Annotated in this window: 21 protein-coding genes; 15 read left to right on the top strand and 6 right to left on the bottom strand. The window is 48.7% G+C overall.

What is annotated here, in order from left to right; translation table 11 throughout:
- Positions 1-129: 129 nt before the first annotated feature.
- From MPHASIOC01_RS06950 to rluB, 3 genes are all read left to right on the top strand, one after another.
- A complete protein-coding gene (locus MPHASIOC01_RS06950; RefSeq protein WP_353614251.1) occupies positions 130-1008 on the top strand; it encodes an RNase RNM in 879 nt (292 codons plus the stop codon).
- Entirely contained in the window at positions 1005-1625 is a 621-nt protein-coding gene (locus MPHASIOC01_RS06945) for an L-threonylcarbamoyladenylate synthase (protein ID WP_064593913.1), read from the top strand. Before MPHASIOC01_RS06950 ends, MPHASIOC01_RS06945 begins: the two co-directional genes overlap by 4 nt.
- Positions 1626-1862: 237 nt before the next feature.
- Entirely contained in the window at positions 1863-2726 is an 864-nt protein-coding gene (gene rluB, locus MPHASIOC01_RS06940; protein ID WP_036105425.1) for a 23S rRNA pseudouridine(2605) synthase RluB, read from the top strand.
- Between the two features lie 394 nt (positions 2727-3120).
- On the opposite strand, the gene cobO is transcribed toward rluB, so the two are convergent.
- Together cobO and MPHASIOC01_RS06930 are read right to left on the bottom strand one after the other, a co-directional pair.
- A complete protein-coding gene (gene cobO, locus MPHASIOC01_RS06935) occupies positions 3121-3711 on the bottom strand; it encodes a cob(I)yrinic acid a,c-diamide adenosyltransferase (protein WP_064593909.1) in 591 nt (196 codons plus the stop codon).
- Entirely contained in the window at positions 3708-4469 is a 762-nt protein-coding gene (locus tag MPHASIOC01_RS06930; RefSeq protein WP_353614250.1) for a YciK family oxidoreductase, read from the bottom strand. Before MPHASIOC01_RS06930 ends, cobO begins: the two co-directional genes overlap by 4 nt.
- A 232-nt stretch (positions 4470-4701) precedes the next feature.
- Here MPHASIOC01_RS06930 and sohB point away from each other — a divergent pair, with 232 nt between their 5' ends.
- On the top strand, positions 4702-5751 hold the full coding sequence (gene sohB / locus MPHASIOC01_RS06925) for a protease SohB (RefSeq protein WP_064595442.1): 1050 nt from the start codon (positions 4702-4704) through the stop codon (positions 5749-5751).
- Positions 5752-5786: 35 nt separating this feature from the next.
- Here the strand turns inward: sohB and MPHASIOC01_RS06920 are convergent, their stop codons facing one another.
- Complete coding sequence (locus tag MPHASIOC01_RS06920) at positions 5787-6038, bottom strand: YciN family protein (RefSeq protein WP_064593904.1); 252 nt, start codon at positions 6036-6038, stop codon at positions 5787-5789.
- A 214-nt stretch (positions 6039-6252) separates the two neighbouring features.
- On the opposite strand from MPHASIOC01_RS06920, the gene MPHASIOC01_RS06915 reads away from it, so the two are divergent.
- From MPHASIOC01_RS06915 to acnA, 6 genes are all read left to right on the top strand, one after another.
- Positions 6253-6462, top strand: coding sequence for a hypothetical protein (locus MPHASIOC01_RS06915; RefSeq protein ID WP_156518966.1), 210 nt, complete (start codon positions 6253-6255; stop codon positions 6460-6462).
- A complete protein-coding gene (gene topA, locus MPHASIOC01_RS06910; protein WP_064593902.1) occupies positions 6437-9034 on the top strand; it encodes a type I DNA topoisomerase in 2598 nt (865 codons plus the stop codon). The genes MPHASIOC01_RS06915 and topA overlap by 26 nt, the downstream gene beginning before the upstream one ends.
- Before the next feature lie 241 nt (positions 9035-9275).
- On the top strand, positions 9276-10250 hold the full coding sequence (cysB, locus tag MPHASIOC01_RS06905; RefSeq protein WP_064593900.1) for an HTH-type transcriptional regulator CysB: 975 nt from the start codon (positions 9276-9278) through the stop codon (positions 10248-10250).
- Positions 10251-10558: 308 nt separating this feature from the next.
- Entirely contained in the window at positions 10559-10723 is a 165-nt protein-coding gene (locus MPHASIOC01_RS06900; protein ID WP_331710024.1) for a YmiA family putative membrane protein, read from the top strand.
- 8 nt (positions 10724-10731) lie between these two features.
- Positions 10732-10902, top strand: coding sequence for a hypothetical protein (locus MPHASIOC01_RS06895; protein ID WP_156518965.1), 171 nt, complete (start codon positions 10732-10734; stop codon positions 10900-10902).
- Positions 10903-11331: 429 nt separating this feature from the next.
- Complete coding sequence (gene acnA / locus MPHASIOC01_RS06890) at positions 11332-14016, top strand: aconitate hydratase AcnA (RefSeq protein WP_353614249.1); 2685 nt, start codon at positions 11332-11334, stop codon at positions 14014-14016.
- Positions 14017-14061: 45 nt separating this feature from the next.
- Here acnA and ribA read toward each other — a convergent pair whose 3' ends face one another.
- The gene (gene ribA, locus MPHASIOC01_RS06885) at positions 14062-14652 is read right to left on the bottom strand and encodes a GTP cyclohydrolase II (protein ID WP_064593897.1); all 591 of its coding nucleotides are present in this window, start codon (positions 14650-14652) and stop codon (positions 14062-14064) included.
- 202 nt (positions 14653-14854) lie between these two features.
- On the opposite strand from ribA, the gene pgpB reads away from it, so the two are divergent.
- From pgpB to yciH, 5 genes are all read left to right on the top strand, one after another.
- Positions 14855-15592 carry a phosphatidylglycerophosphatase B gene (gene pgpB / locus MPHASIOC01_RS06880; protein WP_064593896.1) on the top strand — a complete coding sequence of 246 codons (738 nt, stop codon included), beginning with the start codon at positions 14855-14857 and terminating at the stop codon, positions 15590-15592.
- A gap of 139 nt (positions 15593-15731) precedes the next feature.
- Positions 15732-16031 carry a LapA family protein gene (locus tag MPHASIOC01_RS06875; protein WP_064593894.1) on the top strand — a complete coding sequence of 100 codons (300 nt, stop codon included), beginning with the start codon at positions 15732-15734 and terminating at the stop codon, positions 16029-16031.
- Between the two features lie 3 nt (positions 16032-16034).
- On the top strand, positions 16035-17204 hold the full coding sequence (gene lapB / locus MPHASIOC01_RS06870) for a lipopolysaccharide assembly protein LapB (protein ID WP_064593892.1): 1170 nt from the start codon (positions 16035-16037) through the stop codon (positions 17202-17204).
- Between the two features lie 163 nt (positions 17205-17367).
- Complete coding sequence (gene pyrF, locus MPHASIOC01_RS06865) at positions 17368-18102, top strand: orotidine-5'-phosphate decarboxylase (protein WP_353614248.1); 735 nt, start codon at positions 17368-17370, stop codon at positions 18100-18102.
- A complete protein-coding gene (yciH, locus tag MPHASIOC01_RS06860; protein WP_353614247.1) occupies positions 18103-18429 on the top strand; it encodes a stress response translation initiation inhibitor YciH in 327 nt (108 codons plus the stop codon).
- 68 nt (positions 18430-18497) lie between these two features.
- Here the strand turns inward: yciH and osmB are convergent, their stop codons facing one another.
- Both osmB and MPHASIOC01_RS06850 read right to left on the bottom strand, forming a co-directional pair.
- Positions 18498-18716: an osmotically-inducible lipoprotein OsmB gene (gene osmB / locus MPHASIOC01_RS06855; RefSeq protein WP_064593887.1), complete on the bottom strand. Its 219-nt coding sequence runs from the start codon at positions 18714-18716 to the stop codon at positions 18498-18500.
- Positions 18717-19013: 297 nt separating this feature from the next.
- Positions 19014-19193, bottom strand: coding sequence for a hypothetical protein (locus tag MPHASIOC01_RS06850; protein WP_353614246.1), 180 nt, complete (start codon positions 19191-19193; stop codon positions 19014-19016).
- Between the last annotated feature and the right edge of the window lie 379 nt (positions 19194-19572).

The raw sequence follows: 19572 nt of genomic DNA, 5'->3' as shown, positions 1-19572 counted from the left end.
TACCTCATCAGTGAACTTGCGTACTAGTTAACTGGTTCATCAGGAGAAAGTCAAGCATCATTTTTTATTATTGTCAGGAAATCGGTATGATGCCCGACATACAAGCACGACTGGGGACAGGGAGCACACTTGCAAGAATCAAACTACGCCAATATTTATGATCTCCACAGCCATACCACGGCTTCAGATGGATTATTAACACCGGCTGAGCTGGTATTACGGGCAAGCGAAATGCGCGTAGGAACGCTGGCAATAACCGATCATGACACGATTAATGGGATCCTGGTTGCACGCCAGGCGATTGCCAATGCCGGTTTGGATCTACAGCTTATTGCTGGTGTAGAGATATCAACGGTGTGGGAAAACCACGAGATCCATATTGTGGGGCTGGGTATTGATATCCAGTCACCAGAGTTAATGGCATTTCTTGCTCAACAAAGTGAACGGCGCAACCTGCGGGCAGAAATGATTGCCGGGCGCCTTGAGAAAAATCATATTCCTGGTGCTTTGGCTGGCGCCCGACGCCTGGCTGGAGACGGCGCAGTGACCCGTGGCCACTTTGCACGTTTCCTCGTCGAAAGTGGGGTCGCCCGTACTCATAATGATGTGTTTAAAAAGTATCTTGCACGCGGGAAAACCGGGTATGTCCCACCACAGTGGTGTACAATAGAACAAGCTATTGATGTGATTCACCATTCTGGCGGGCAGGCGGTATTAGCCCATCCAGGCCGCTACCGGCTATCTATGAAGTGGTTGAAGCGTTTACTGGCGCAATTTCACGCTGCAGGTGGCGACGGGATGGAAGTGGCACAATGCCAACAGGCTCCACAGGAACGCAAGCAACTGGCCGAACTGGCTATCCAGTTTGATTTACTCGCCTCACAAGGCTCCGACTTTCATCAACCTTGTGCATGGATAGAGTTAGGGCGGAAACTGTGGCTGCCCGCAGGTGTAACGCCGGTTTGGGCAGGCTGGAGTGGTGCCAATGAAGGAGTAAATGAGGTATGAGTCAGTTTTTCTATATCCATCCGGAAAACCCGCAATTGCGGTTAATCAATCAGGCCGTCGAGATTATCAGAAAGGGCGGTGTTATCGTTTATCCCACAGACTCTGGTTATGCTTTGGGTTGCCAGTTGGAAGATAAAAATGCCATGGAACGAATTTGCCGGATTCGTCAGTTACCTTCAGGGCATAACTTCACCCTGATGTGCCGGGACCTGTCGGAATTATCTACATACGCGTTTGTCGATAACGTGGCTTTTCGGTTGATAAAAAACAATACTCCGGGCAACTACACATTCATTCTTAAAGGCACCAAAGATGTACCACGACGTTTGTTGCAAGAAAAACGCAAAACCATTGGCCTGAGGGTGCCTTCCAACCCTATTGCTATTGAGTTACTGGGTGCACTGAATGAACCTATGCTGTCTACCTCGCTGATGCTGCCTGGTAGTGAATTTACTGAGTCAGACCCCGATGAAATTAAAGACAGACTGGAAAAACAGGTAGATTTGATTATTCATGGCGGTTATCTCGGCCAGCATCCGACCACTGTGATTGATCTCACTGATGATACTCCGGTTGTTATCCGGGAAGGTGTCGGAGATGTTCGCCCGTTTCAATAAACCCGGCTTAACCTGATATGCACAGACATAACCGCTTATACAGCATGGATATTATGGCATAAGCTTTTGGCAACAATTTCGTGTACTATGTGCGGCCACAATGGTGAATGTGTGGCTTTTTTATTGACAAAACATATTCCAGACAAATTTAACAGCCTTACGTTAAGCTCAATTAAATAGCGTAAGGCGTTTGCAGGTATCAAAGACGCCTGGGAAGGCGACACCCGAGGAAGCTCCATGAGCGAAAAGTTACAAAAAGTTTTGGCGAACGCGGGCCATGGCTCACGTCGTGAAATTGAAGGCATGATTGCAGCAGGACGTGTCAGTGTGGACGGTAAAATCGCCACGCTGGGCGACCGTGTTGAAGTAAGCCTGGCATTGAAAGTCCGCATCGACGGGCATCTTGTTTCTTTGCGTGAATCCGCACAACAAATTTGCCGGGTTCTGGCGTATTACAAACCGGAAGGCGAACTGTGTACTCGCAGTGACCCGGAAGGCCGTCCTACTGTTTTTGACCGGTTGCCAAAGTTACGTGGTGCGCGCTGGATTGCGGTAGGGCGTCTGGATGTGAATACTTGTGGTTTGTTGTTGTTCACAACAGATGGTGAACTGGCAAACCGTTTGATGCACCCCAGCCGTGAAGTTGAGCGTGAATATGCTGTCAGGGTATTTGGGCAGGTAGACGACAGCAAGTTACGCGATTTACAACGCGGTGTTCAACTGGAAGACGGCCCGGCAGCCTTTAAAACCCTGCGTTTCACCGGCGGTGAAGGCATGAACCAGTGGTACAATGTAACGCTGACTGAAGGGCGTAACCGTGAAGTGCGCCGTTTGTGGGAAGCCGTGGGGGTGCAGGTCAGCCGCCTGATTCGTGTGCGTTACGGCGATATTCCATTGCCGAAACAGTTGCCGCGTGGGGGCTGGGTTGAACTGGATCTGAAGCAAACTAACTATTTGCGCCAGCTAGTGGAATTACCCGCTGAAACGGAAACCAAGGTGGCGGTGGAAAAAGACCGCCGGCGCACTAAAGCTAACCAGATTCGTCGCGCTGTTAAGCGCCACAGCCAGACTGGCGGTCGCCGTAACAATACCTCCCGTTAATCGCTGGTTGTTCTCAAGGCGCGCCGCTGGGTTACAGGGGCGCGTTTTTTGTTGCACGGCTATATTAAACTAAATATTTGCATTTATGTTGTTAATAAACCACCGGGCACTTTGCACGGAATTATCTTTGTTATTGCATCTTGAGTTTGGGTGTTAATTACCGAATAACTTTGTTCAGGTATTTATAGTCGTTGCGGAGCTAACGGGCATGTGGTGTAAAAACTTCCGTGAATTAGGAAGATACCAGGCATGCACAGAGATGGCAGGGCAGAGAAAGGGCTGTCTCCGCATACAGTTGAAGCCCGTGTTGGCCTGGTCGTGCAGATACCACAAACCACAGGTAGTGCATATGGCACTGCCTGTGATCACCAGGTATAAAGGTGTAACTCCGGGCTTAGTAATCAATCCCCAGTTGTGCCTTAATCCCGGCATCAAATGCATGTTTCACCGGGCGTAACTCACTAACCGTGTCAGCATATTCCAGAATATCCCGGTGGCAACCCCGGCCTGTAATGATAACACTTTGGTGCTCAGGGCGTTGTTGTAAAGCCTGCATAACGCGCTCAAGAGGTAAATAGTCGTAAGCCACCATATAGGTCAGTTCATCCAGTACGACGAGGTCCAGTGCCGCATCTGCCAGCATTCGTTCAGCATGCACCCAGACTTCCAGGCAGGCTTGTGTATCCGTTTCCTTATTCTGTGTTTCCCAGGTAAACCCTGTTGCCATTACCTGAAATTCTACACCGTGTGGCTCCAGGAGATTGCGCTCACCGTTCGGCCACTGTCCCTTAATAAACTGAATAACGCCCACTTTTTTGCCATGCCCGACAGCCCGTGTTGCTGTACCGAATGCGGCAGTTGTTTTCCCTTTACCATTGCCAGTGAAAACCATAACAATACCCCGGACTGACTGTGCGGCTGCAACACGGGCATCCACTTTTTCTTTAACGCGTTGTTGGCGTTCCTGGTAACGTGAATCACTCATTCTGCAATCCCCGGTTTGCGATTTGGTTGTGCATCAAAACTCATGCCTGTTTTACGGCGGCTGTCATCCCCCATCAGCCAAAGATACAAAGGCATCAGGTCTGCTGGGGTTTTCAATTTATTTGGATCTTCCTGGGGGAACGCACTGGCCCGCATTTTAGTGCGTGTACCGCCTGGATTAATACAGTTCACCCGCAGGCTGGTGTGTTTATATTCATCGGCCAGCACCTGCATCATGCCTTCTGTGGCGAATTTTGATACGGCGTAAGCGCCCCAGTTTGCCCGACCCTGCCTCCCGACACTTGAACTGGTGAAAACCAGTGAGCCGGCATCTGACCGGAGTAATAAGGGGAGGAGTGCCTGGGTCAGGAAAAAGGTGGCATTCACATTTATATCCATGACGTGCTGCCAGGTTTGTGCTGTTTGTTCAACCATTGGTGCAACATCGCCCAGCACACCAGCATTATGGAGAACACCATCGAGTAACGGTGTTACCTGCTCTATCTGACGGGCAAATTCCAGACAACGTTCAGGGGTGGCACTGGTGAGGTCAAATAAAAAACTGCCACTGACCTGGCCGCCTTCCGCGATGATAGCGGCTTCTGTCTGGCGTAGCTTTTCACTGTCGCGCCCGGTCAACACAACTTTTGCGCTGAACCGGGTGTAAGTGAGTGCCGCTTCACGGCCAATACCATCAGTTGCGCCAGTCACCAGAATGGTTCGACCAAGTAACAAATCGCGCTGTGGTTGATAATGCATAAACACTCCTGTGCCACTTGTTGGTTCAGGTATTCAAAAACCTAACGGGCTTTATGCCTGAAACAACGGGCGAATTCAATCAGCCATAAAGAGAGTTTAGTTATTTCAGGGTAACCGGGGGCATGCAAATTATTTCGGATATTCCACTGGTTGCGTTTATAGTTGCACAGGCAGAGGCGGCTGTTTTCTGTTGCCCTGCTTGTCTTTATTACTGATTATCAAGGCGGATGAAGTGGATTTACTCTCTAACTATGGGTTGTTCTTGGCCAGAGTTGTGACCATTGTTCTCGCGATAGTGGTTGTAGTGACTGTTATCGTTAATCTGTCACAGCGGAAAAGGCAGCAACGCGGTGAGTTGCGCATGACGCGGTTGTCGGAGCAATACGATGACATGAAAGAAGAAGTGGCGGCGGCCATGATGGATTCGCATCAGCAAAAACAGTGGCACAAAGCCCAGAAGAAGAAACATAAACAAGAGGCAAAAGCCGCAAAAGCGCGCGCGAAACAAGGTGAATTCGACGCGTCAGGTAAGCCTGTTCTGTGGGTTATGGATTTTAAAGGCAGTATGGATGCACAGGAAGTTTCATCGTTACGTGAGGAAATCACCGCCGTACTGTCGGTTGCCAAACCGAAAGACGAGGTGTTGTTGCGCCTGGAAAGCCCGGGCGGTGTGGTGCATGGTTATGGCCTGGCTGCTTCACAACTGCAACGCCTGCGTGCCCATAAAATTCCACTGACTGTGGCGGTAGATAAAGTAGCGGCAAGCGGTGGTTACATGATGGCCTGTGTGGCAGACAGAATTATTGCTGCGCCGTTTTCTATCATTGGCTCAATTGGTGTTGTGGCACAAATACCGAACATCAACCGTTTACTCAAACGCAATGATATTGATGTGGAATTACATACAGCGGGTCAGTACAAGCGCACGCTGACCGTTCTGGGGGAAAATACCGAAGAAGGGCGCCAAAAATTCCGTGAAGACCTGAACGAAACACATAAATTATTCAAAGATTTTGTGCACTCCATGCGACCTTCGCTGGACGTTGATGCTGTGGCGACCGGGGAGCACTGGTTTGGTATTCAGGCGTTAGAAAAAGGCCTGGTTGATGAAATCGGAACCAGTGATGATGCTTTGCTGGAACGTATGAAAGACTACGAAGTCATCAACTTACACTATGTTGAACGTAAGAAAATGGTTCAGCGCCTGACCGGAGCCGCTGCTGAAAGTGCGGACCGCCTGCTATTACGTTGGTGGCAACGCGGTGGCAGCCCGCTGCCGTGATGCACTCACTGAGTGAGGCCTGCGGGCCTCACCTGTTAATTTTGCAGGTGGTATTTTTCTGAAAGTACGTGTGCGAGGTATTTGAACATATTGAACACTGCCGTTGTTTTAGGCGTGGGCAGACCTTGTTCATCAAGATAATACTCCCCCTGAAATACCAGAACGCTTCCTTTTTGCACCACGTTTGTGGCCTCTATTCCTGCGATGAAATCATCATGTTCACGGATAAGCTTATTGGCTTCAAGTAAGAGGGTTTCACGGTCGATAGGTTGGGTATTGCCTTGCATGACTTTTCTCCTTACAAACTGCAGGTATTCTACGCCCGCACAGGGCTTGTGCGCAAATTTCGTTAACATGGCAGGTATCTGGTTAGTTTTTGTTGTGACTGGCAATATTTAATTTTGCATGCTAATTAAAGTTGCGTAACGAATTTTATCAGGTAGAGTGTGACGCTTTCGCATATCTGGCAATGGAATTGCTTGACATTCAGCCAGGATGCTGTTGCACCAGCCGTTTTGCATAAAAACGCGTCAGAGCAACCTGTGGCCGGGTAAAAACCGGCCAGTTGTTAAGAAATGGGTTGATCTCCCTGAAGACAGCCGCAATATACAACAGGCTCGTCGCCAGTGGATGGTGCATCAGGGTGCGACGTATTCCTGGAAGAATCAAAAAGGTAAAGGTGAATATGGGCAAAGCTCTCGTTATCGTTGAGTCCCCGGCAAAAGCCAAAACGATAAACAAATATCTTGGCAGTAACTACGTGGTTAAATCCAGCGTAGGCCATATCCGTGATTTGCCGACCAGTGGTTCAACAAAAAAGAGTGCTGACGCTGCGTCCGCGACACCTGCAAAGAAAAAGGTGAAGAAAGATGAGCGGAGTGCGCTGGTTAATCGAATGGGTGTTGACCCCTGGCATAACTGGGCTGCGCAATATGAAGTACTGCCTGGCAAAGAGAAGGTGGTTTCTGAACTGAAATCGCTGGCCGAAAAAGCTGATCATATCTATCTTGCAACCGACCTTGACCGCGAAGGGGAAGCCATTGCCTGGCACCTGCGGGAAGTAATTGGTGGTGATGACAAACGTTACAGCCGGGTGGTTTTCAATGAAATCACCAAGAATGCTATTCGCCAGGCATTTGAAAAGCCGGGTGAGCTGAACATCGACCGGGTAAACGCGCAACAGGCACGGCGTTTTATGGACCGTGTTGTAGGTTATATGGTTTCACCACTGCTGTGGAAAAAAATTGCCCGAGGCCTTTCCGCCGGGCGGGTTCAGTCGGTGGCGGTACGTCTTGTCGTTGAACGCGAGCGTGAAATCAAAGCGTTTGTCCCTGAAGAGTACTGGGAAGTGGGTGCTTCGCTGACGACAGCTCAGGGTGAAAGTTTACCGGTACAGGTGTCTCACCAGGGTGATAAGCCATTCAGGCCGGTTAACCGTGAGCAAACTATGGCTGCGGTCAGTTTGCTTGAAAAAGCACGTTACACTGTCACTGAACGCGAAGATAAACCGACCAGCAGTAAGCCGGGCGCACCGTATATCACGTCCACGTTGCAACAGGCTGCCAGCACTCGTCTGGGCTTTGGTGTGAAGAAGACGATGATGCTTGCCCAGCGCCTCTACGAAGCCGGGCATATCACCTATATGCGTACTGATTCTACCAATCTCAGCCAGGATGCCGTTAATATGGTGCGTGGCTATATTGGTGATAACTTCGGTTCTCAGTATCTCCCTGGAAGTCCTAATCAGTATGCGAGCAAAGAGAATTCTCAGGAAGCGCATGAAGCAATTCGACCTTCCGATGTAAACGTGGTTTCTGAATCGCTTAAGGATATGGAATCGGATGCCCAGCGTCTGTACCAGCTTATCTGGCGACAGTTTGTGGCCTGTCAGATGACACCGGCGAAATATGATTCAACAACGTTAACCGTGAGTGCGGGTGACTTCCGTCTTAAAGCGCGTGGGCGTATTTTGCGTTTTGATGGCTGGACTAAAGTTATGCCAGCACTGCGCAAAGGTGATGAAGACCGGACGTTGCCTGCGGTGGAAACCGGTGAAGAACTTAGCCTTGTTGAATTGCTGCCAGAGCAGCATTTCACCAAACCACCGGCACGTTTCAGTGAAGCCTCACTGGTAAAAGAGCTGGAAAAGCGTGGTATTGGGCGCCCGTCTACTTATGCCTCTATCATTTCTACGATTCAGGATCGTGGCTATGTACGTGTTGAGAACCGCCGTTTCTATGCGGAGAAAATGGGTGAGATTGTCACAGATCGTCTTGAAGAAAACTTCCGTGAGCTGATGAACTATGATTTCACTGCTCAAATGGAAGATTCGCTTGATGCGGTTGCCAGCCATGAGAAAGAGTGGCGCAGCGTTCTGGACAGTTTTTTTGACGACTTTGCCCGTCAACTGGAACAGGCTGAGAAAGATCCCGACGATGGCGGGATGCTGCCAAACCAGATGGTCCTGACCAGTATCGACTGTCCAACATGTGGTCGTAAAATGGGTATTCGTACCGCCAGCACAGGTGTGTTTCTCGGTTGCTCCGGTTATGCACTGCCGCCGAAAGAGCGTTGTAAAACAACCATTAACCTGGTCCCTGAAAATGAAGTGCTGAACGTACTGGAAGGCGATGATGCCGAAACCAATGCGTTGCGTGCCAAACGCCGTTGCCCAAAATGTGGCACAGCGATGGACAGCTACCTTATCGATCCGAAGCGGAAACTGCATGTCTGCGGTAATAATCCGGGCTGCGATGGCTACGAAATCGAAGAGGGTGAGTTCCGGATTAAGGGTTATGATGGGCCGATTGTTGAGTGTGAAAAATGTGGCTCTGAAATGCATCTGAGAATGGGGCGTTTTGGTAAATACATGGCCTGCACCAACGATGAATGTAAGAATACACGTAAGATCCTGCGCAACGGCGAAGTGGCTCCGCCAAAAGAAGACCCGGTACCATTGCCGGAATTGCCTTGTGAAAAATCCGACGCATACTTTGTATTGCGTGACGGCGCAGCAGGGGTTTTCCTTGCGGCGAATACGTTTCCTAAATCTCGTGAGACACGAGCGCCTCAGGTTGCTGAGTTGTATCGTTTCCGTGACCGTTTGCCGGAAAAACTGCGCTACCTTGCCGATGCACCGCAACAGGATGCTGAAGGGAATCCAACCATTGTTCGCTTCAGTCGTAAAACGAAACAGCAGTATGTCGCTTCTGAAAAAGACGGAAAAGCGACTGGCTGGTCTGCGTTTTATGTTGACGGAAAATGGGCGGAAGCTAAAAAATAATGTTGTTTGCATGAACACAAAACCGGGCTTGTCCCGGTTTTTTCATGGATAATGCATGTGAATACTCCTGCTCAGTAGCAACCCGCCTGAATTGTTTTCTTTCTCACTGATATAACCAGAAAGTAATTAATCATTGAAATCTATACAATCAGGGTATAAGTGATATAGTTGGCTAAGCCCGGCGACCATAAGCTGTTGAGAGTGGGTTGCTAACTCATATACGTGGGAAGTGAAGTGATACATGAAATTACAACAATTGCGCTATATCGTCGAAGTCGTAAATCATAATTTGAACGTCTCTTCCACTGCTGAAGGGCTTTATACCTCCCAGCCGGGCATCAGTAAGCAAGTTCGCATGCTGGAAGATGAACTGGGTGTCCAGATCTTTTCCCGCAGCGGTAAACATCTGACTCAGGTAACACCGGCAGGTCAGGAAATTATCCGCATCGCCCGTGAAGTTTTATCCAAAGTGGACGCCATTAAATCGGTTGCCGGTGAGCATACCTGGCCTGATAAAGGCTCGCTTTATGTTGCCACAACCCATACACAGGCACGCTATGCGCTTCCGGAGGTCATCAAAGGTTTTATTGAGCGTTATCCCCGTGTGTCATTACATATGCATCAGGGGTCGCCCACACAGATTGCAGAGGCGGTTTCTAAAGGTAATGCAGACTTTGCTATTGCCACTGAGGCCCTTCACCTCTATGAAGACCTGGTGATGCTGCCTTGTTATCACTGGAATCGCTCGGTTGTCGTCACACCGGATCATCCTCTGGCCGGGAAGAAGGAGATAACGATTGAAGAATTATCACAATATCCGCTGGTAACTTATACTTTCGGTTTCACCGGGAGGTCTGAACTGGATACAGCATTTAACCGGGCAGGGCTCACACCACGTATTGTGTTTACGGCAACAGATGCGGATGTCATCAAAACTTATGTTCGTCTGGGGCTTGGTGTTGGCGTGATAGCCAGCATGGCAGTAGATCCAGTCTCTGATCCAGACCTGGTTAAACTGGAAGCCAACAGCATTTTCAGCCACAGTACGACTAAAATTGGCTTTCGTCGCAGTACATTCTTACGTAGTTATATGTATGATTTTATTCAGCGTTTCGCGCCTCATTTGACGAGAGATGTAGTGGATACTGCTGTTGCATTACGCTCAAATGAAGATATAGAAGCTATGTTTAAAGACATCAGACTGCCTTCCAAATAATCTTTATTGTCGGCATGAATAATTTAGTTTAAGTGCCGACATTATCTCCCTTTAAGTCAAATAAAAATAATAACGCGCTAAATTTTATAATAAATAGAAAAACCATAATCAACCTAAGGGTTATGTCGCCAATATGCGACACCGATCAGAAAAAAACTAAAACTTTTGCATTAGTCCGACTTCAATTATTTATTTCACGTCAAAAGATTAAATTATTCACTGGAAGATAAAGGTAAATTTGCTGGAAATTAAGCCCAATATTCTTTAGGATTACTCCTAGTTATCCACGGCATTTACGGTAGTTCCAAATGAAAATGATTAGCGATACAGAAGTAATCAGGACGGCAATGTCATCAGGAAAACAGTCTCCACGTAGTCCGGTCTCTGCGAAGCGTAAAGCGTGGCTTGCAGCTTTTGCAGTATCTGCTGTGTTCTGGGTGGCGGTAATCCTTTTAGTCCTGAAATATTGGTGATAATTAATATGTGCATGCAACAAAACACATCCTCTCAAGAGGTCATTGCGGGCTCGCATATTGATAAAACCGCTAAAGCCAGGACACAAGAGTTAGGCGAAATCCCTGAATCCTGGGAATTGAGCCAGCAGCAAAAAGCATTTATTGATAGTTTTCTTAATGAAGATGACAGTCTTTAACCTTGTTACACATCACGTAACACTGGTTGCATAAAAACAAGTAATATACGTTTCTTATTGATTATTTATTCACTCTACACACAGCAATACTCTCTTAGTAGTATGTCAATTACTCTTTTCGCTTAAGGTTATTTTAAGAAAAAACCACGATTATATGTGATCGACCTGGATAAAATTAATGTATGTATTTTTATTAGCGAGATGTTAATCACATTTGTAATTGACTGAATTGAAGACTCATCTTTTTCATCTATAACCCGCCTCTATTTCTATTTGCAATATTTTCTGCATTAATCTTGCTGCCAGTCTTAGCGCGTTATGTGCCTGTTTGTGCTGTTGCAAAAATGTTGCCATTATTTTGTGTTATCTTTAATGGTAAATCCCCCACGCTGAAAGGGGAATGCCGGACTTGTTCGTTAAGGAGGCGCTATGTCGTTAATAACAGGAGCAGCCTGTAAAGCAACACTTGACCTGAATCACCGTCGTTACACCTACTACAGCCTTCCAGAGGCTGCTCGTCACCTTGGGACAGAGTTGTCCTTGCTGCCAAAATCGCTAAAAATTCTGTTGGAAAGCCTGTTACGTTTTCATGATGAAAAAACAGTAACGCAGAATGATATCAACGCGTTAGTCAGTTGGCTTTCTGGGGGGCATGCAGGGCGTGAAATAGCCTGGCGGCCAACGCGTGTTCTGATGCAGGATTTTACGGGTGTGCCTGCTGTGGTGGATCTCGCAGTGATGCGCGAAACGGTGTCGCGGTTAGGTGGGCAGGCCCGCCAGGTTAACCCTTTGTCGAATGTTGACCTGGTGATTGACCACTCGGTAATGGTTGACCATTTTGGCGACAATCACGCATTTGAACAGAATGTAGCGCTTGAAATGACCCGTAATCATGAGCGCTACACATTTCTACGCTGGGGGCAGCAGGCATTTGACCATTTCCGGGTGGTGCCTCCCGGTACCGGTATCTGCCACCAGGTGAACCTGGAGTATCTTGGCAAAACGGTTTGGTCTGAACAGAATGATGACGGGGAATGGTATGCATTCCCGGACTCTCTTGTTGGGACAGACTCCCATACCACAATGATAAATGGCCTTGGGATCCTGGGCTGGGGAGTGGGTGGTATTGAGGCTGAAGCGGCGATGCTGGGTCAACCCGTATCCATGCTGATTCCGGATGTAGTTGGTTTCGAATTGCAGGGGCAATTATCCGAAGGTATTACCGCGACAGATCTGGTTTTAACTGTGACGCAGATGCTGCGTAAACATGGTGTGGTGGGTAAATTTGTCGAGTTTTACGGTGATGGTCTGAGTGAACTTCCCCTGGCTGACCGTGCGACTATTGCCAATATGGCACCTGAATATGGTGCCACTTGTGGCTATTTCCCGGTGGATGATGTCACGCTTGACTACCTGCGTCTTACCGGGCGTGATGAGGAGCAGGTGGCTTTAGTTGAGCAGTATACAAAGGCACAGGGTTTGTGGCGGGAAGCAGGCGATGAACCACGCTTTACCTCCACTTTGCATCTTAATTTGTCTGATGTTGAACCCAGCCTTGCCGGCCCTAAACGTCCACAGGACCGTGTTGCTCTGAAGGACGTGCCTGATGTGTTCAAACAAGCTTGTGAGCTTTCGGTCAACCAGAGTACTTCTACTGATACACTTCCCGAGGTCACATTTAATGGTGACACGTTCACACTGGAAGATGGGGCCGTTGTGATTGCTGCAATCACGTCCTGTACTAACACATCAAACCCCAGTGTTATGGTAGCAGCCGGATTACTGGCGAAAAATGCCGTTGAGAAAGGGTTGCAACGTGCTCCCTGGGTTAAGGCCTCTTTGGCTCCAGGCTCTAAAGTGGTGACAGATTATCTGCAGTCTGCCGGGCTTATGCCCTGGCTTGAAAAGCTTGGGTTTAATCTTGTTGGTTATGGTTGTACAACCTGTATAGGTAACTCCGGGCCGCTCCCGCAACCCATTGAAGAAGGAATTAAAGCCAGCGACCTGACCGTAGGCGCAGTGCTTTCAGGCAACCGCAACTTTGAAGGGAGAATTCACCCGCTGGTCAGAACTAACTGGCTGGCTTCACCACCGCTGGTGGTAGCCTACGCACTTGCCGGGAATATGAACTGTAACCTGCATCATGACCCATTGGGTTATGGGCAAGATGGCAAACCGGTATACCTGAAAGACATTTGGCCCAGTAGTGAACAAATTACCGCGGCAGTGTCAGCGGTTACCAGTCACCTGTTCAGACAGGAATATGCAGAAGTGTTTACCGGTACAGACACATGGCGTGCCATTACTGTTGCTGGTAGTGAAACCTACCCATGGCAGGCAGATTCCACCTACATAAGGCGCCCACCTTTTTTTGATAACATGCAAAAGGCGCCAGCTCCCTCTGAACCTGTTGTCAATGCCCGGATCCTTGCGGTGTTGGGCGATTCAGTAACGACTGACCATATCTCGCCCGCGGGAAATATAAAACCAGACAGCCCGGCCGGGCTTTACCTGCAACAGCATGGCGTTCAGCCTGAGGAATTCAATTCCTATGGTTCGCGCCGGGGTAATCATGAAGTCATGATGCGTGGTACGTTTGCGAATATTCGTATTCGCAATGAAATGGTCCCGGGTACAGAAGGGGGAATAACACGACATTTACCAGACAATAAGACTCTTCCTATCTATGATGCAGCAATGGCTTACCAGGCGGAGGGGATTCCGCTGGTGGTGGTTGCAGGTAAAGAATATGGGTCTGGATCCAGCCGTGACTGGGCGGCAAAAGGGCCGATGCTGTTGGGTGTCAAAGTGGTCATTGCAGAGTCATTTGAGCGTATTCACCGTTCCAATTTGATTGGGATGGGGGTTCTGCCACTGGAATTTCCCGAGGGTGAAACGCGTACCAGCCTGGCGATTACCGGGGAAGAGTTAATCTCAATTGAAGACGCAAGTCAGATAGCCCCCGGCAGTACAGTTAACGTAACTTTTGCCCGTGATGGAAAACAACAGGTAGTAGCCTGCCGGTGTCGTATTGATACCAGTAATGAGCACGAGTACTACCGTAATGGCGGCATACTTCATTACGTGATTCGCAACATGGCACTGGACGTATAATTTGAACTCCCCGGCTGGCAAGGGCTCGCCGGGGATGAGAAATGATTATTCTGACAACAAATGGCCCATTTTAGCCGCTTTGGTTGCCAGATAACGTTCGTTGTTAGGATTGCGGCCCACAATCAGGGGGACGCGCTCGACAATATTAATACCGGCTTCAGTCAGAATTTCTACCTTTTTGGGGTTGTTGGTCAGCAGACGGACAGCTTCAACGCCCAGTAATTTGAACATGTCGGCACATAAAGTGAAATCGCGTTCATCGGCAGCAAAACCTAACTGGTGATTCGCCTCGACGGTGTCATAGCCCTGGTCCTGCAACGCATAGGCACGAATTTTATTCAACAGACCAATATTACGGCCTTCCTGGCGGTGATACAGCAATATCCCTCGGCCTTCTTCGGCAATGTGAGCCAGGGCTGCTTCAAGTTGAAAACCGCAGTCGCAACGCAGACTGAACAATGCATCACCTGTCAGGCATTCAGAATGCACGCGGGCAAGTACAGGCTTATTACCACTGATATCACCGTAGACCAGCGCAACATGGTCCTGGCCCGTTGCCAGTTCTTCAAAACCCACCATCAGGAAATCGCCCCATGGGGTAGGCAGTTTGGCTTCTGCCACACGTTTAAGCTGCATGTGAATCTCCAGTTTACAGCACAAGTTATTTCGGCCAGATAGCTGGCCTTACTTTTATTATCCCGTATTTTGCCATAACCAGCGGCAATTCGCTTCATTGGCTTTTGTGCGGCTATTTTTACTCTGTTGTATTTGGATATGTTTACCCTTGCGTGCACAATTCAGGTATTCTGCCTGGGGCTTACAGAACAGTGGAGACGGGATGCCAGCGCAAGCCAGACGAATTTTGGCGGGTATGTTACTGCTTATATTGTTACCAGTGGCAGTTATGTTGAGTAACTGGCACTGGCAACCCAATAGCTATCCTGCCTGGTTGTTACCTTTATTCTGGCTCACTGAAACGGTGACACAACCCTTTGGGATCCTGACACATTGTATACTGTGCGGCTGGTTCTTATGGCACCTGCGGTGCCGGTTAAAACCGGCTATGTTGCTGCTGTTTCTGCTGGGCAGCGCTATACTGGCCGGGCAGGGGATAAAATCGGTCATTAAAGAGCGGGTGCAGGAACCCAGGCCTTATGTTGTCTGGCTTGAGCAACAACACCAGGTTTCTGTAGAACAATTTTATAACCTGCCCCGGCGCCAGCGAGCTGCACTGGTTGACCAACAATTAAGCAGCATGGCATTACCTCCGTGGTTACGTAATCACTGGGAAAAAGAAACGGGGTTTGCTTTCCCCTCCGGGCACACAATGTTTGCGGCAAGTTGGGCTCTACTGGCTATTGGGTTGCTTTGGCCTCGCGGGCATCGAACAAGCGTTATACTGATTACGGGATGGGCTGTGGGCGTTATGGCCAGCCGCCTGGCTCTGGGAATGCACTGGCCGCAGGATTTACTCATGGCAACGGGTATTTCTACGGCTATTGCATTGATTGCCTGTTGGCTGGCACAGCGGTGGTGTTCAGGGCTGGCTGTGCCCCCCGATCAGAGCGAGACTTGATTTGGCTACTTTCGTCACCATCTAAAGGAAATGCCTTATTTAGTATTTTCGTGAGCACAGGTAAATGATAATTTATAGTGCAGAATAAGGCATTCAGGCGGCATAACTTGCTGCGCTACTCCACATTACGGGAAGTCGTGTGAAATATATTCTTATCTTCTTAGTCGTGCTGGTTATCTTTGTTATCTCAATTACTCTGGGGGCGCAAAATGATCAGCAAGTCACTTTCAATTTCCTGATAGCTCAGGGCGAATACCGCATTTCAACGCTTATGGCTTCGTTGTTTGGCCTCGGATTTATCATCGGCTGGGTGATTTGCGGGCTGTTCTGGCTGAAGACACGGTTATCTTTAGGGCGTGCGCAACGCAGAATCAAACGACTTGAACAGCAAATTTCTCCGGCTTCAAATGAGGCAACTGTGTCGGACTCCCGGGGTTAATTTATGCTCGAATTGTTGTTCCTGCTCTTACCCGTGGCAGCTGCATATGGTTGGTATATGGGGCGTCGTAGCGCTCAGCAGGACAAGCAACAGGAAGCAAACCGGCTGTCTCGTGAATACGTTGCCGGGGTTAACTTCCTCCTGAGTAACCAACAGGATAAAGCGGTCGATTTGTTCCTCGAAATGCTTAAGGAAGACACAGGAACAGTCGAAGCCCACCTGACACTGGGAAACCTGTTTCGCTCGCGAGGCGAGGTTGACCGTGCTATTCGTATCCACCAGTCATTGATGGAAAGCGCTTCGCTGTCCTACGAGCAACGTCTGCTGGCTATTCAGCAACTGGGGCGTGATTATATGGCTGCCGGGCTGTACGACCGGGCCGAAAGTATGCTTCTCCAGCTTACAGATGAAACTGATTTTCGGGTTGGAGCCTTACAACAGTTATTACAAATTTACCAGTTAACCAGTGACTGGCAAAAAGCGATTGATACCGCAGAACGGCTGGTTAAACTGGGAAAAGATCGCCAACGCATGGAAATCGCCCATTTTTATTGTGAGTTGGCGCTGCAGGCATTGGGCAGTGATGATACCGATAAAGCACTCACTTTCCTGAAGAAGGGGGATGCGGCGGACAAAAACAGTGCCCGAATCTCCATTATGCTGGGGCGTATTTATATGAACCAGGGAGATTTCCGCAAAGCCATCGAACAGTTACTTCGTGTACCGGAACAAGATAAAGAACTGGTTCCTGAAATCCTGGATATGCTGCGAACCTGTTACCAGCAGGCTGGCCGGGAGGGAGAATGGGTGGCGTTTTTACGTCGCTGCGTTGAGGAAAACACAGGGGCCACCGCGGAGCTTATGCTGGCAGAGATCATTGCTGAGCATGAAGGGCATGAAGCTGCGCAAGTTTATATTACACATCAGCTACAACAGCATCCCACTATGCGTGTGTTTCACCAGCTTATGGACTACCACCTGAGTGATGCAGAAGAAGGGCGGGCGCGGGAAAGTCTGGTGGTACTGCGCGATATGGTGGGAGAGCAACTACGTAGTAAACCGCGTTATCGTTGCCAAAAGTGTGGTTTTACTGCGTATACACTGTACTGGCATTGCCCGTCATGCAGAGCATGGTCTTCAGTAAAACCAATTCGCGGGCTGGATGGGCAATAATTTTTTTGTCATTCATTAGTTACAACATACTTATTGTCTATGAAGCAGGCTTACCCCGGCATCGCATACAAGCTTTGCAGGTCAAAGCACCTGTCATTTTTAAATGATGGCAGGTAGAATGCTTGCCGTTTGTTTGCTTCCGCTACCAGAACAGGATCCGACTATGACGCTATCTGCTTCATCTTCTCCCCGATACACGACGAACTCACCGATTGTTGTCGCGCTTGATTATGACAAACGAGATGAGGCGTTTGCCTTTGTCGACCGTATTGATGCCAGTGACTGCCGGTTGAAAGTTGGGAAGGAAATGTTCACCCGCTTTGGGCCAGATTTTGTTCGTGAACTTCATCAGCGTGGTTTTGATGTTTTCCTCGACCTTAAATTCCATGATATCCCTAACACAACAGCCCGGGCTGTTGCTGCTGCAGCGGATTTAGGTGTGTGGATGGTCAATGTGCATGCCAGCGGTGGTGCACGAATGATGAGTGCGGCGAAAGAGGCTTTAGTGCCTTTTGGAGCAGATGCGCCACTATTGATTGCCGTTACTGTGCTTACCAGCATGGAAGCCTCTGACCTCGCAGATCTTGGTATTACTGTTTCGCCAGCACAATATGCCGAACGACTGGCACAGTTAACCAACCGGTGCGGGCTTGATGGAGTGGTTTGTTCTGCACAAGAAGCGGCACGTTTTAAACAGGTCATTGGTAAGGAGTTTCGCCTTGTAACCCCGGGGATTCGCCCTGAAGGGAGTGATGCAGGCGACCAGCGTCGTATTATGACCCCAGTAGCAGCTCAGGCAGCGGGAGTAGACTATATGGTAATAGGCCGTCCCGTGACGCGTGCAGCCGACCCGGCACATGCGCTTAAATCAATTCTCGCGTCATTACAGGGGCTATAAATGAGTAATAAAGACAGCCGTCTTGTTTATTCGACAGAAACCGGGCGTATCAAAGAACCCCAAACTCCGGTATCGCGGCCGGCCGGGGATGGAATCGTCCGTATCCAGCGCCAGACCAGTGGAAGGAAAGGCAAAGGAGTCTGTGTTATTACCGGGATTGATGCTGATGACGTTACTATTGCCAAAATCGCAGCGGATCTTAAGAAAAAATGCGGTTGCGGCGGGTCAGTCAAAGATGGCGTTATTGAAATTCAGGGTGATAAGCGTGACTTGCTGAAGAGCACACTCGAAGCTCTGGGGTTCAGGGTTAAACTCGCTGGCGGTTAATGTCACCGGGCTGGTTTTAAGGGGAATAGCTGGCTTTCCATGCCAGCTATGGCTAAATTATGGTTTCTTTATTTCCCGACCTGGTGGCCGATAATGCCGCCGACCGCAGCCCCACCAAGAGTACCCAGTGTGCTGCCATCTGTAAGAATTGCCCCACCCAGAGCGCCGGCACCTGCACCAATTGCTGTATTACGGTCTCGATGGGACCAGTTTGAGCAGGCGGATAACGACATCGCAAGAGTTAAAGCTAACGCCGCTGCGGCAAATTTTTTGCTATATACTGACATAACATTCTCCAGAGTAATTACTTCATAACGGCGTCGACTGATTTCTGCCGCTATGAATCTACCAACCGCGAAGTGGTGCGTTACCAGTATTGCGGTTTATTTCATTGTAAATTCCCCTGATGGTTTAAACAGGTAAATAGTCTTAATGGCTGCCAGGAATAATCCTGAATACCAGATAATCACCGCCTGGTCGGTGTTATTAAGTGAGATGGTTGCGCAATTTAGCTACCAAAGCAGGTAGTGACAGGATATGTCACTTTTGAAGTGTAATCCGATGCACAAGGCACCGGATATCAGTTAAATCTCCCATGGCGAAGGGGGAGTGCCTTGGTTGTCTGGTAACTGGCTAAATTTTGACTCCAGTTCTTGCTTAAGTATTTCCAGGTTATTGATGGCTGATGCGTAATCACCAGCAACAAGAATATTCAGCACAGTATCAATTCGTGCGGCCAGTTCGCGGGGGTCAAATTCTGCCATGGAGCCTCCTTATGAATCACTTTTATACATCAGCATATCAGCATGAAGTTACCACGGTTGCTACAGGTAAATTGCCAGCACAATATCTTTTATAACCCTGGTTGCCTTAACCCATATACTGCTTCACCGTGTTCCCCATAGCTGTATGTTGTTTATAGTGCCTTAATCCGCAGGGCGCGAGAAGCACAAATCTATAGTTATAAAGACGTTTTAGCGCTTATTTATGCGTTTTCAGTTATAGCCATCTTTCAAATAATCGCAGTTGAGACGAATCTGTCAGCTGGCGGTTGTTAATTGCACTGAGTTTCCCTCTGATAACCTCAGGTATTTTGAACAATATTGCTGTTTTCGCCGTCAGTCAGATGCGGAACTATTATCT

The organism is Mangrovibacter phragmitis (assembly GCF_040429585.1).
Lineage (GTDB): Bacteria > Pseudomonadota > Gammaproteobacteria > Enterobacterales > Enterobacteriaceae > Mangrovibacter > Mangrovibacter phragmitis.
This window is presented reverse-complemented; position numbering and strand designations above follow the sequence as displayed.